At 48.5% G+C, this 12,298-nt stretch carries 13 protein-coding genes; 4 read left to right on the top strand and 9 right to left on the bottom strand.

Annotated features, from left to right (window positions below; translation table 11 throughout):
- Positions 1-31 precede the first annotated feature (31 nt).
- The 3 genes from CWB99_RS02795 to CWB99_RS02800 all read left to right on the top strand — a co-directional run bounded on the left by CWB99_RS02795 (position 32) and on the right by CWB99_RS02800 (position 1,115).
- Positions 32-436 (top strand): DUF3574 domain-containing protein, encoded by a 405-nt coding sequence (locus CWB99_RS02795; protein ID WP_138552554.1) that lies wholly within the window; start codon positions 32-34, stop codon positions 434-436.
- Positions 437-519: 83 nt separating this feature from the next.
- Positions 520-648, top strand: coding sequence for a hypothetical protein (locus tag CWB99_RS24755; protein WP_283235372.1), 129 nt, complete (start codon positions 520-522; stop codon positions 646-648).
- Positions 649-686: 38 nt separating this feature from the next.
- Positions 687-1,115: a hypothetical protein gene (locus CWB99_RS02800; RefSeq protein ID WP_138552553.1), complete on the top strand. Its 429-nt coding sequence runs from the start codon at positions 687-689 to the stop codon at positions 1,113-1,115.
- Between the two features lie 110 nt (positions 1,116-1,225).
- Here the strand turns inward: CWB99_RS02800 and CWB99_RS02805 are convergent, their stop codons facing one another.
- Entirely contained in the window at positions 1,226-1,429 is a 204-nt protein-coding gene (locus CWB99_RS02805) for a hypothetical protein (RefSeq protein WP_054015048.1), read from the bottom strand.
- Positions 1,430-1,529: 100 nt separating this feature from the next.
- Between CWB99_RS02805 and CWB99_RS02810 the strand changes: the two genes are divergently transcribed.
- Positions 1,530-2,033, top strand: coding sequence for a GNAT family N-acetyltransferase (locus CWB99_RS02810; RefSeq protein WP_138552552.1), 504 nt, complete (start codon positions 1,530-1,532; stop codon positions 2,031-2,033).
- A gap of 63 nt (positions 2,034-2,096) precedes the next feature.
- On the opposite strand, the gene CWB99_RS02815 is transcribed toward CWB99_RS02810, so the two are convergent.
- The 8 genes from CWB99_RS02815 to CWB99_RS02850 all read right to left on the bottom strand — a co-directional run bounded on the left by CWB99_RS02815 (position 2,097) and on the right by CWB99_RS02850 (position 12,245).
- Positions 2,097-2,345, bottom strand: coding sequence for a hypothetical protein (locus tag CWB99_RS02815; RefSeq protein WP_010384588.1), 249 nt, complete (start codon positions 2,343-2,345; stop codon positions 2,097-2,099).
- A gap of 11 nt (positions 2,346-2,356) precedes the next feature.
- Positions 2,357-3,202: a CsiV family protein gene (locus tag CWB99_RS02820; protein ID WP_138552551.1), complete on the bottom strand. Its 846-nt coding sequence runs from the start codon at positions 3,200-3,202 to the stop codon at positions 2,357-2,359.
- Positions 3,199-6,672: a transcription-repair coupling factor gene (gene mfd / locus CWB99_RS02825; protein ID WP_138552550.1), complete on the bottom strand. Its 3,474-nt coding sequence runs from the start codon at positions 6,670-6,672 to the stop codon at positions 3,199-3,201. Before mfd ends, CWB99_RS02820 begins: the two co-directional genes overlap by 4 nt.
- Positions 6,673-6,785: 113 nt before the next feature.
- The gene (locus tag CWB99_RS02830; protein WP_138552549.1) at positions 6,786-7,676 is read right to left on the bottom strand and encodes a carbon-nitrogen hydrolase; all 891 of its coding nucleotides are present in this window, start codon (positions 7,674-7,676) and stop codon (positions 6,786-6,788) included.
- 6 nt (positions 7,677-7,682) lie between these two features.
- On the bottom strand, positions 7,683-8,726 hold the full coding sequence (locus CWB99_RS02835) for an agmatine deiminase family protein (RefSeq protein ID WP_138552548.1): 1,044 nt from the start codon (positions 8,724-8,726) through the stop codon (positions 7,683-7,685).
- 54 nt (positions 8,727-8,780) lie between these two features.
- On the bottom strand, positions 8,781-9,374 hold the full coding sequence (locus tag CWB99_RS02840; RefSeq protein WP_138552547.1) for a PilZ domain-containing protein: 594 nt from the start codon (positions 9,372-9,374) through the stop codon (positions 8,781-8,783).
- An 84-nt stretch (positions 9,375-9,458) separates the two neighbouring features.
- Complete coding sequence (locus CWB99_RS02845; RefSeq protein ID WP_138552546.1) at positions 9,459-11,333, bottom strand: methyl-accepting chemotaxis protein; 1,875 nt, start codon at positions 11,331-11,333, stop codon at positions 9,459-9,461.
- A gap of 84 nt (positions 11,334-11,417) precedes the next feature.
- On the bottom strand, positions 11,418-12,245 hold the full coding sequence (locus CWB99_RS02850; protein WP_138552545.1) for an HDOD domain-containing protein: 828 nt from the start codon (positions 12,243-12,245) through the stop codon (positions 11,418-11,420).
- Between the last annotated feature and the right edge of the window lie 53 nt (positions 12,246-12,298).

The following is a 12,298-nucleotide window of genomic DNA, read 5'->3' on the forward strand; positions in this document are numbered from 1 at the left end:
ATAAATTTCGCGCCCTTAATAAGGAAAATACATGACTGTAAAACTGATAAGTCGTTTTGTGTTACTCACTTTGTTGCTGAGTGCTTCATCCGCCTATGCAGATGAAGTCTATCGGCTCAGACTGTTCTTTGGTCTGTCATTGCCAGGTGGCGGTGGGGTATCGCTGGAGCAATGGCAAGCGTTTCAAAACGATGAAATCGTGAAGACGTTCGATGGTTTTAATGTTGTTGATTCGGTTGGTTACTACAAAGGTAAACCAGAGCGCTCGAAAGTGGTGACTGTGATTGTAGACGAGCAGGGCGTTGAAAAGGCCAAGGTGCTGGCGTCTTTATATGCCCGTCGATTTGGCCAGGAGTCGGTAATGCTGGTAAAAGTACCGGTTGCTGAGTGGGATTTTATCGGGCCAGATTATAAAAGCGCTACGAACGGGCAATAGTCCAAGAAATGAGTGAAAAGGAATGAAATATTTGCGATCTTGCTTTAAGCGCTCACATTTATATGCCAAGGGAAATACAAAAGATGATCGTAAAGCTCGCAATCCCTACTGTGAACCTGGTAGAGTTATCTTGCAAAGAGCGCGATAGGCATGAGTTTGAGCAAGAAATTATGGCTGACGGTATGTCTCAAATCGTCGATGAAAATAGCTAACTAATAAGGGCATTAGCTGTAGATCTATTATGATTAGCATGAGTGTAGAAACTGCTGTTTTATTGAGAATGATTGGCTATCTGTTTTTTTTAGTATTGCCGATGGTCATGCTCTTCTTTAAAGGCTTCAGTCGAAAACCTTTGCCGATTTTTACTAAGTATGTGCTCAGTGTTGTACTGATGTACCTCGTTATTGTTGTGCCTTTGTATAACCTAAATTATCAGCTGGATTTGGTCGTTGCACAGCTAGACAGAGATGGGGATAGGTTTATCAGCCCAAGTGAAAAAGCGACCTGGACTGAAGCGGAATCAAGAGCCAGTAAAATGTTTATCGCTGATGGCGGCAGAAATGTGGTTGGCTACTTGTTAACGCCTTATCTTGCAGCGGCCTATAGCGCGGTCGTGTTTCTGTTTAGCTACATTTGCATATGGTTCTTCAGGAAAATCAAAGTGCGATTTTATGCCTAGCACATTAATGCGTAAAAATTCTATCTTCTGGCAGTTATACAGAATGAAGATATTCGGTATGGTAGCGGCGTATCTTTCTTAGTTAATATTGTGCGGGTGAGCTGATGAGCTCACCCTTGCTCTTTCTCTCTTGCCTGATAATTTGGCAGCAGTTCTTCGACAATGGTCTTTGCCGGGATGGTGTAGCGGACGCCACTGAACATCACTGAGGTGTTTTCTTCAATACCGGTTATCCCGGTCAGTGTCCAGCCTTCGCCTTTTTCCGGGCACCATACTTTGGTGGTGGGGGGAATGACAATATACTCTTCGCTCATCTCAACGACTCCTGGCGGCTGTTACTTAAGGCCCGATAGTTTATACTAATTTAGCGAAAAAGAGAGGGCTTTATTAAAAGCTTTTGGATGATGTAACCCGATGCAAATTAAAACCCCCAGATTGCTGTTAAGGCTGGTGAACTATCGTGATGTACCGGCGCTGGTGGCGCTGTTAAACGACCCTTTAGTAAGCCAGTACAATGATTATGGCGATAAGCTAACCCAGCCAGAAGTCAGGGCGATGTTACAGGCTGATCTTGAAGAATTCTACGAAGGGCGAGGCGGACGCTTTGCCATAGAATACGACGGTGAATTCATAGGTACGCTGGGGTTGTACGATTACGACGTCAATACAAAGCACATTCACATTGGCATTGAGCTTGCGCCTAGGTTTTGGCGCCAAGGGTTGGCCTCTGAGGCACTCAGCGCAGCTTTGCATGCGCTGTATCAACTGGTGCCTGATTGCGAGGTTTCCCGGGTTGTTGGCAAGGTTTCAGAGGAAAATGCAGGTTGTCAGCGTTTATTGCTAGGGTGTGGATTTAAGCAAATCAGTTGCGGGAAACTTTGCGTTTTTGAGCTGCACACGAGCCAATTGCCTGTGTAGTCATAAAAAATACCCGGCTATTCAGCCGGGTACCTCAAATGCGTATTAACTAACGAGTAGTGCCTATTCCAGCCCTTTTTTGCTGTACAGGGTAACCTTATCCGATACCAGCGTTACTTTAATGTGTTTGCTGTCGTTGCCCCAGGTGCAGTTGGTATGCAGGGTTTTTTCTTCACACTGATCTGCCGAGCCAAGGATCTGCTCAAGTTCAGTCTTGTCCATGCCTACTTCGATTTTATCGTAGTTTTCCATGCTTACTTTAGAGCAGGCGGCCAGGCCGAGGAGCAGAGTCAAAGTTAAAATTTTTTTCATAGTAGTTTCCGTCAGTGTCTGTATTTTCTGATTTGGAAGATAATCCCCATTTTGGGATGATCTAAATAATGGATGTCACCGCTGTATACCCGGGTAAACTGAGACATTCTGGCGCTTTCTAAGTCACCCTCATCACTTTTATAATGATAGTCAAAGTTACTGGTGACGTATAAGTAATGCCGTATATGGATTTTCATCCAGCCCTGTAGTTGCCATAGCGCAGGGTCTTGCTCTCTTAGTGCACGCTCTTTGGGCTCACCCAGCAGGCTGATAAAGCCATCATCGGGCGTATCTAAGCGAGCCACATAGCTGGCAGGCTGCTCGAACTTTTGTCCGCCATAAACGAGTATGTTCGGCGCGCGTTTTTTACTTTGGTCGGGAAAGCGCCAGCCGGTGTGCAGAATAGGTTCGAGTCCTTTCCTTTTTAGTTGATTGAGCACGCTGTCGAATTTAAGTTGCTCTTCGCTTAGCAAGTAGATGCTTTGTTTATGCTCCTGTGGCTCAGCATAGGGCGTCAACGGCAGCTGCTGATATTTTTCCATATAATCTATGCCGTCGGCGCAGTGCCACGAGGCATCCTGCTGAACAAAGCGACTGGTTACCGGGCGAGGGTCAAAACGACTGTCACCATTCAGACAAGCCTGTTGGCCTGCGCTGTTATAGCCTTTTGTCAGTAAGTCCAGTGTCCGGTCTAAATCCAGCTCAGGGTTTTCAATCGTAAAGTCTTCATTCAGCTGATCGTTTTTTTGCTGGGCAAAGGCGATCAGCTCAACCTCATACCAGCGTTTTGCACTGGCTGGCGCAGAGGCCAGCAGCGCTGTGCTCAGTATCGTCAGTGAAAGGGCTGTCCTTATCATGCCACCGCCTTTTTCTGAAAGTCGTCTATCATTGCATTTACCAGTTTTAAGCGTTCCTGACCATTTTTCTCTTCGATATTAAAGCGTAACTTACTGGCACCTTCCATGCGGTATACAGCCGGGTTGCTTTGTATCAGAGCAATGATGAATGTCGGGTTAACCGTGGTACTGGCACTGAATTCAAAGTAGCCGCCTTTTTGGTTGGCTTCTACTTTGGTGATCCCCAGTTTAGCCGCTTTTGATTTCAAAAGTTGGATACTAAAGAGGTTTTTCGCTGCATCCGGCAGCAGGCCAAAGCGGTCGATCAGCTCAACCTTTAGCTCGTCCAGTGCCTCTTCATTATTGGCGCTGGCAATGCGCTTGTACATGCTCAGGCGCATATTGACGTCATGGATATAGTCATCAGGCAGCAGGGCGGGGATCTTCAGGTCCACATCGCTTTGCTGTTGTAACAGGTTTTCAAGCGTCGGCTCTTTACCTTCTTTGAGTGCCTGAACGGCCTGTTCCAGCATTTCCATATACAGGGTAAAGCCCACCGTCTGGATCTGACCACTTTGCTCATCCCCCAGTAATTCACCGGCGCCGCGGATCTCTAAGTCATGGGTGGCCAGGGCAAAACCGGCACCGAGATCTTCAAGTGACTCAATGGCCTGCAGGCGTTTCACTGCATCTTTGGTCAGCGTTTGGCTGTTACGAGTTAGCAGGTAGGCATAAGCCTGATGGTGGCTACGGCCAACCCGACCGCGCAGTTGGTGCATCTGCGCCAGGCCCAGCTTGTCTGCGCGGTCCATGATGATGGTATTGGCAGACGGGATATCAATCCCGGTTTCGATGATGGTGGTACACACCAGCACATTGTGCTTTTGGTGATAAAAGTCGCTCATCAGCTGCTCAAGCTCTTTTTCACGCATCTGGCCGTGAGCGATGGCAATGCTGGCTTCGGGCACCAATGCGGCAATGTCAGCCGCGGTTTTATCTATGGTCTCTACATTGTTGTGCAGGAAGTACACCTGACCACCGCGTTTAATTTCCCGCAGAATCGCTTCGCGAATAACCTCATCATTGCGCTCCTGCACAAAGGTTTTAACCGCCAGGCGTTTTGCTGGTGGCGTGGCAATGATAGACAGGTCGCGCATGCCGCTCATGGCCATATTCAGGGTTCTGGGAATCGGCGTTGCGGTGAGCGTGAGTATATCTACATCCGCGCGCAGTTGCTTGATTTTCTCTTTTTGTCTGACCCCGAAGCGGTGCTCTTCGTCGACAATCAGTAGCCCTAAGTCTTTATACTTGATGCTCTGCTGCAGCAGCTTGTGCGTACCAATGACAATATCGAGTTGGCCATTTTCGAGTTTATCCAGGGTATCTTTTTGCTCTTTGGTGCTGTTAAAGCGAGATAATACGCCTACCTCGATAGGCAAAGACGCAAAGCGGTCACGGAAGTTTTCGTAGTGCTGTTGGGCCAGCAAGGTGGTCGGCACCAGCACGGCCACTTGTTTGTTGTCGTTAATGGCCACAAACGCGGCGCGCATTGCCACCTCGGTTTTACCGAAGCCAACGTCACCACACACCAGCCGGTCCATTGCCAGCGGGGTTTGCATATCACCTAGTACGGCATCAATGGCGTTGCGTTGGTCGTCGGTTTCTTCAAACGGGAAGGTGTCGCTGAATTCGCGATACGCCTGGCCGTCGAGTTTGAATAAGTGTCCAGGCTTACTCTGGCGCTTTGCGTAAATGTCCAAAAGCTCGGCGGCAACGTCACGGACCTTTTCGGCCGCACGGCGTTTGGCTTTTTCCCATACATCAGAGCCGAGCTTATGCAGCGGGGCTGAAGCTTCTTCACCACCGGAGTAACGGCTCAACATATGCAGCGCCGATACCGGCACATATAACTTGGCATCGTTGGCATAGATGATGGTTACAAACTCAGTGGCAACACCGGCTGCGTCAATGGTTTGCAGACCAAGATAACGGCCGACACCATGGTCCAGGTGCACAATTGGCTGGCCTTCTTTAAGTTCGGCCAGGTTACGAATAAGTGCATCCTGACCCTGATCGTATTTATGCTTGCGACGGCGGCGCTGCGACACCTTAATACCCAGCAGCTCTTGTTCCGTCAGTATGCTCAGAGGTTTGGTACCATCAAGCAGCACCGAACGCTCCAGCGGACTGACTATCAGGCCCACATCGTTACGTGCACCAACAAAGTCGCTAAAGCTGTCGAACTCTTTGAGTTTCAGGCCACTTGGCTTGAGCAAGGTCATCAGGGATTCACGACGACCATCCGACTCAACACTGAACAGCACCCGGCCTTTGTTCTTCTTTTGAGTGGTAATGTAATCCAGCAGAGGCTTGTATGGGTCGCTCTGTTTATGGTCAACCCGGACATCGGTCACTAAACTGGCACCGAGGTTAGTATGGCCCGCCTTAGTGCCTAAGCTTGCTTCACTCAGGCGAATTCTGGGGTAACGTGCAAAGCCTTCAAACAGGGTTTCGACATTTTGATACAGGCGCACCGGCTCCAGCAGAGGGCGTAATGGGTCAACCCGACGGCTTTCATAGCGTTTGTTAACATCCAGCCAGAACTCCGAGGCGGCTTGCTCAATGTCGCCCAGATGCATAAACACCGCTTGTTCTGGCAAATAGTCAAAAATCGTGGCTACCTGCTCATAAAACAATGGTAAATAATATTCGATACCCGCCGGCCAGTTGCCCCGGGTAACCTGCATGTAAATGGAGTCTTGTTCGCTGCTCGCGCCAAAGGTTTCACGATAAGCAATCCGAAAACGCTCTATGTCTTCGTCATTGGTGGGGAATTCATGGGCCGGTAACAGGTCGATTGACTTGATCTGCTCGCTGGAGCGCTGAGTTTCAATATCAAACAGGCGAATGCTGTCGAGCTCATCATCGAAAAAGTCGAGCCTGAATGGCGTAGTACTGCCCATGGGGAACAAATCTATGATAGAACCACGCACGGCAAATTCACCATGCTCCATCACCTGTTGCACATTGCGATAACCGGCCTGTGCCAATGTTTCTTTCAGCTTTTGTGCATCCAGCGAGTCGCCTACTTTGAATTGCAGGGCGTTGCCGTAAATAAACTCTGGCGGTGCGGTGCGCAACATTAAGGTCGACACGGGCAGCAGTAAGACGCCCTGATGTTGATGGCGTAAAGAGTTCAGGCTGGCAAGACGCTGTGAGATAATGTCCTGGTGCGGCGAAAAGTGATCGTAAGGTAAGGTTTCCCAGTCGGGGAAAACATGGACTTTGTCTTCGTCCAGCAAGTAACCCAGCTCAGTTTCAAGTCGCAGCGCGCTTGGCGTGTCGGGGGTGACGACCACAACCAATGCATCATGTTGTCTGACGCCTTCACTGATGGCAATGGACATACTGCTACCGACCAGCTGGCCCCAATGGATTTTATCCTTTTGTGATTTGACCCAGGGAAGTTGGTTCCACTGCGCTGTTGCCATTCATATACTCCTGTTACTGCATGTTGTTTTTATTGCACGTAGTTTTAATCGATTCGCTTTCGCGATGATAAAACAACGGCCTGATAATGTGCTCAGGCCGTAAGAGGGATGGTTTAGTCCCGATAGATTTTGCAAAGATCCTGATAGTGGTCAATGCGACGATCTCTCAGGTAAGGCCAGATGCGTCGTACCGACTCGCTACGGCTCTGGTCCAGCTCAACGACTAATAGCTGCTCTTCTGTCTCATTGGCGTGTGCCAGTAGTTCACCCTGAGGTCCGGCGACAAAGGAGTTACCCCAGAACTGGATCCCTTCGCTTTGGGCGCTGGGGTCGGTTTCGTGACCGACACGGTTGACACTCAATACTGGCAGGCCATTAGATACGGCGTGAGCGCGCTGTGCGATCATCCAGGCGTCGCGTTGACGAACTTGCTCGTCCTTATCATCGCGCGGATCCCAGCCAATGGCGGTGGGGTAGATCAACATATCAGCACCGGCCATCGCCATCAAGCGTGCGCCTTCCGGGAACCATTGATCCCAACATACCAGCACACCCAGTTTACCGACTGAGGTTTGAATTGGGGTAAAGCCCATGTCGCCCGGTGTAAAGTAGAACTTTTCATAAAAGCCCGGGTCGTCAGGAATGTGCATTTTACGATATTTACCTGCAATGCTGCCGTCGGCTTCAAACACGACCGCCGTGTTGTGATACAGGCCGGTCGCGCGTTTTTCGAAAAGCGAGGCAACGATCACCAGGTTCAGCTCTTTGGCTAGCTGGCAAAACAGGTCTGTACTTGGGCCTGGAATGGTTTCTGCCAGATCAAAAAGGTCGGTGTCTTCGGTCTGGCAAAAATACAGGCTGCGATGAAGCTCCTGCAATACCACAAGTTTAGCCCCCTGGGCCGCCGCATCGCGGATCCCCGCAATGGACTTGTCCAGGTTGTTTTGTAAATCATCACTATTGCTGTGCTGAACCAGTGCGACTTTTAACGTGTTGTTGCTCATTAAAATTTAGTCCTGTTTTAAAAATCCGGCGGGTAGCTGCATGGTAATACAGTGCAGGCTGCCAAACTGATGAATAATAGGCAGACAGTCAATGCCAATCACGGTACGTTCCGGGTGAGCGCTTTGCAATTGAGTCAGCGCTTGGGCGTCGTTGTCATCACCATATAACGGCATCAAAACGGTGTCATTGATGATCAGATAATTTGCATAGGTGGCCGGCAAACGGTCGCCTTCATCGTTAAAGACCGCTTTGGGCCAGGGCAGGGCAACCAGGTTGTAAGGTTTTCCTTGCGGGGTACGAAACGACTTAAGTTGTTTTTCCATGGCGCTCAGGGCCGCATAATGCTCATCCTGCGGGTCATCACAGCTGACATACACCAAAGTATTATTGGGGGCAAAGCGTACCAGCGTATCAATATGGCTGTCGGTATCGTCACCTGCCAAAAACCCGTGGTCAACCCAAAGGAACTGTTTTGCACCCAGTGTGTTAGTTAGCTCCTGCTCAAGTTCGGTTTTGCTCAGGTGCGGATTACGGTTTGGATTGAGCAAACACTCAGAGGTGGTTAACAGGGTACCTGCTTCGTCAATTTCAATACCGCCGCCTTCAAGGACCAGCTCGATGCGTTCGTAGTGGTTCGCGGGGTTGACGACTTGAGCGTGAAGCTGAGCGTTTATCTGGTTATCCAGTTCGGCGGCAAACTTATTGCCCCAGCCATTGAAGGTGAAGTCTTTTACAGACAGCTGACCCGATGCGTCACGCGTTGTGAGTGGACCATGATCGCGAGTCCAGGTATCGTTGCAGGGTGCATCAACAAACACAATTTGCGTCATATCGACGTCTGCGGCGATAAGTTTACGGTTAATGTGTGCTTTTAGCTCAGTACTGTGTGCCACAATAACCACTTTCTCAACTTGAGAGATGTGCTGACATAAAGCGATATAAACGGGTTCAACCTGGGGTAAAATATCTGCCCAGTCGGTATCTTGATGTGGCCAGGTGAGCATCACCGCATCTTGCGGCGCCCACTCAGGTAAAAGTGTAAAACTCATGGTGTTATCAATCAAAAATAGTAGACGACTAGTTTAGCACTGACAGCTTGGCTGTCAGCTATTTTGTTCGTTTTCGTCAGGCGACTGACGCTTTTTTAGCTGCCGGGTTTGAGCATGTAAACTGGCACGGACCAGTAGCTCTTGATCATTATCGCGGATCTGGGTAAAAGCCAGGGTATAGCGAAAGCCCGAGTCCACAGCTTCTTTGTCTATGACCTGCGCATAACAAAAGATGGCGCTGGCTTCGTGTTGCAGGAATACCTTGGTTCTGAAGTCCTGGCCAACATCATAGTCCTGTTCAAGCGTTGCAGTAATACCACCGCCGCCGTAACTATCGCATCTCAGCAGCTCGTCTTCAGGTTGTTCCGTGGCCAGGATATGGCTCATGATCAAGTCGATTTTTCGTGACTGGGCCTGCAGATAGGCTGCCAGGTCACTGGCCACATCGCCAAGGTTACGCAATGGTCTCAGCGCATTTAAGTCCAGCTCATTGATTTCATTTGCCAACCTGAACAGAGGCGGAATGGCAGCTTCAAGCTGTGCCTGGCTTTTTGGCACCATATTGGTGTCTACAGGATACAGATTAATCTGGTTTGATTCGGCAATCTGGAAATATTGCTCGAAAGTCTCTTTTAGGTCGCTATGCATATGCCGAAATGATATTGGTACTGTCTTTATATCCATATACTAGCGAGTTTTAACCGCACTCGCTAGTATTATGCTGTTTCAGAATTAGACTCTGAATTGTTCTAACATGTTTTCCTGCTTGGCAATTTTCTCTACCTGAGACTGCATGGTGTGATCAACGGCTTTGGCTTCATCAAATACAGTGTCTGACAAGTTACGAATTTGTGAGGCGTTATTATTCACTTCCTCTACCACATGCTTTTGTTCACTGATCATATCTGCAATACTGACGTTTAAATCAACAATGCTTGCTATAGACTGACGGATCGACTCAAGGGCTTCACGGGTGTCATTGGCTTTATTGACCGACTTCTCTACTATGGTCTGACTCTGATTCATCACACCTACCGCACTTTGAGCACCACTTTGTAGCTGGTCGATCATGGCCTTAATTTCTGTAGTGGCTTCCTGAGTGCGTTGTGCCAGGGTCCTGACCTCATCGGCAACAACGGCAAACCCGCGACCTGACTCACCAGCTCGGGCTGCTTCTATCGCAGCATTGAGCGCCAGTAGGTTGGTTTGCTCGGCAATGCCATTGATCACAGACAAGATCTGTTCAATGCCCGACGAAGACACTTCCAGCTCTGCCACAACGTCAACCGCACGTTTAATCTGCACCGACAGCTCGGTGATGGCATCAGTTGACTCAGCGACTATGGTTTCGCCGTTGCTGGCAAGATTGTCGGTGTTTTGTATGGCATCAGCAGCCTGTTGAGCGGTATCCGCTACTTGCTGCTCCGTATTTGACATATTACCTGTCGCGGTGGCCAGCGTATTAAGCGCATTAAGCTGCTCTTCGATAGCCATAGTTGCCTGGTTTGCACCTGTTGAAGTCTGGCGGGCATCTTCTAGTACTTCATGACCAAGTTGTTGTATATCAGCAATCAGATTTTGCAGACGAGAGGTAAAGCGATTGAAATTCTCTGCCAGTGAGGCGAATTCTGGCTCATTAGAAGCCTCTAAACGTACAGTAAGATCTGCGTGGCCTTGCGCAATATTCGCCATGGCGACATTGATGTCTTCAAGCGGTTTTAGTAGCAAGTTTATGACCAAAGAAAGTACGACCACAGCGGCTATCACGGCGATAATTGAGAATAAAGTAGCGTCTTGTGCCATGGTATCAACTGCACTAAATACTTTGTCTTTTTCCAGTGCTACACCAACGTACCAGTCCAGCCCTTCCACATCTTTAAAGGTGACCAGATAGGTGCGGTTGTTCATCTCAACTTCCTGCACCATCTGTGATACTTGGGTACGGCCCAAAAACTCGCTAGCTTGTTGGCCATTAAGTTTTGTATTGGGGTGAGAAATAATAGTGCCATCTTTACTGACCATAAAGGCAAAGCCTGAGTCGAACAATTCGAAAGAATTGATCATGTTACCGAGCTTGGCCAGACTGACATCAAAAAAGATAGCGCCATGGAAGTTGCCCCCTTTTTTCACAGGCGTACCCACGGACACCACTATTTCTTTGGTGACCGAATCGGCGTATGGGGCTGTGACTATCAGCTGATTTGCTTGTTTTGCGCCGGCAAACCAGGGTCGTACACGCGGATCCCAGGTAGGGCCTGGATCCCAACCCGGATCACTGGCTACATAGTTGCCGGTTGCGTCTTCGCCATAGCCTATCAGTAAAAAGGTCTCTTTCAGCTTGGGTTGTGAAATCAGTGGCAGAGCATCTTGCAGCGTGTCACTTTGCTCTACCAGGCCGGTGGTCAGAACTGCTAAATCAATGGCACCCTGCATTTGTGAGGTCACCGTATTGCTGATCCCCTGAATTATTTCTCCTACACTATCATTGACTTGTTGTTGTAAATTATCTTTCAGCAAAAAATACTGTTTGAGTGATAGTAGTAACAAGGCCAGAAAGAGCACTGAGGCTGAAACGGCAATTACCTTAAATTTGAACTTCACAGGCATATCTCCTAACTGCTTCCCTCTATAAAGGTAAATCATTGACGGAAACTTTCAATTATTTAGGTATTTAAATAGCCTGGAGCGTGACTATTCACCCCAAAGTTCATCCAGTTCTTCATCGGACATTTCAAGATAATCCATGACATCATCCTTGATCACCTGCCACTCTGGGTTTTGTTCGCTTACGGGATTGGTAGACAAATACGTTTTGTGGCGGGCAATTTTTAAAATAGATAGCAAGTCGTTACCAAGACTATCCAGCTCCCCTGAAGTAAGAATGCCATCAACGTCATGCTGATAGTAGATCACGTTTATCACTATCTTTGGCAAACGCCATTGCTGAGCCAGTAAAGCGCCTATGGTACCGTGGCTGGTATGATATTGTGCGAATTCAAACTGACTGGCTTCGGTCCATCCATCGGTTTGTGCTTTGTCTAATACACTCTGATAGTCATCAAAGTGCTGACATAGAATCGGAATGCCAACGCCATGAAACAAACCAAGCATATAGGCATGGTTAGCCAGAGCCGGGCGATTAAGCCGGTTGCAGATCAATGACGCCTGCTGTCCAATTTCTGACTGGGTTTCCCAGAAATCGCTGAGTGCTGGTGGCAGGTCAACAGATGATTTCAAAGCAACGGCTTTAACCAAGGGAATTAGCCGTTTTAGACCCAAAATCATGACGGCCTGTTCGATGGAATCTATTTCCCGAGCGCGTCGGAAGGCGGCAGAATTGACTACTTGCAAAATGGCCGCGCTGATCGCTACATCGCTTTGTAAAATCTCGGAAATTTTAGTGATATTGGGCTCGGGAAGTTTAGCTTCTTCTGAAAACTGCAACAGTGCCTGAGGACGCGGAGGAATACTGACCGTTTTTAAAATGAGTTTTTCTTGCTGTGTGAGGGAAATGGCCATGCAACACTACCTGTACGACTGACTATTATAAAAAGATAGTCAATAATCTGTGG

The sequence above is a fragment of the Pseudoalteromonas rubra genome, from assembly GCF_005887095.1.
GTDB lineage: Bacteria > Pseudomonadota > Gammaproteobacteria > Enterobacterales > Alteromonadaceae > Pseudoalteromonas > Pseudoalteromonas rubra_E.

What these genes read in the sequence shown, in the direction of transcription:
- CWB99_RS02795 (WP_138552554.1), top strand. Translation starts at nt 32, where the DNA reads ATGACTGTAAAACTGATAAGTCGTTTTGTGTTACTCACTTTGTTGCTG.
- CWB99_RS02850 (WP_138552545.1), bottom strand. Translation starts at nt 12,245, where the DNA reads ATGGCCATTTCCCTCACACAGCAAGAAAAACTCATTTTAAAAACGGTC.
- CWB99_RS02840 (WP_138552547.1), bottom strand. Translation starts at nt 9,374, where the DNA reads ATGCATAGCGACCTAAAAGAGACTTTCGAGCAATATTTCCAGATTGCC.
- CWB99_RS24755 (WP_283235372.1), top strand. Translation starts at nt 520, where the DNA reads ATGATCGTAAAGCTCGCAATCCCTACTGTGAACCTGGTAGAGTTATCT.
- CWB99_RS02815 (WP_010384588.1), bottom strand. Translation starts at nt 2,345, where the DNA reads ATGAAAAAAATTTTAACTTTGACTCTGCTCCTCGGCCTGGCCGCCTGC.
- CWB99_RS02820 (WP_138552551.1), bottom strand. Translation starts at nt 3,202, where the DNA reads ATGATAAGGACAGCCCTTTCACTGACGATACTGAGCACAGCGCTGCTG.
- CWB99_RS02805 (WP_054015048.1), bottom strand. Translation starts at nt 1,429, where the DNA reads ATGAGCGAAGAGTATATTGTCATTCCCCCCACCACCAAAGTATGGTGC.
- CWB99_RS02810 (WP_138552552.1), top strand. Translation starts at nt 1,530, where the DNA reads ATGCAAATTAAAACCCCCAGATTGCTGTTAAGGCTGGTGAACTATCGT.
- CWB99_RS02845 (WP_138552546.1), bottom strand. Translation starts at nt 11,333, where the DNA reads ATGCCTGTGAAGTTCAAATTTAAGGTAATTGCCGTTTCAGCCTCAGTG.
- CWB99_RS02800 (WP_138552553.1), top strand. Translation starts at nt 687, where the DNA reads ATGAGTGTAGAAACTGCTGTTTTATTGAGAATGATTGGCTATCTGTTT.
- CWB99_RS02835 (WP_138552548.1), bottom strand. Translation starts at nt 8,726, where the DNA reads ATGAGTTTTACACTTTTACCTGAGTGGGCGCCGCAAGATGCGGTGATG.
- CWB99_RS02830 (WP_138552549.1), bottom strand. Translation starts at nt 7,676, where the DNA reads ATGAGCAACAACACGTTAAAAGTCGCACTGGTTCAGCACAGCAATAGT.
- mfd (WP_138552550.1), bottom strand. Translation starts at nt 6,672, where the DNA reads ATGGCAACAGCGCAGTGGAACCAACTTCCCTGGGTCAAATCACAAAAG.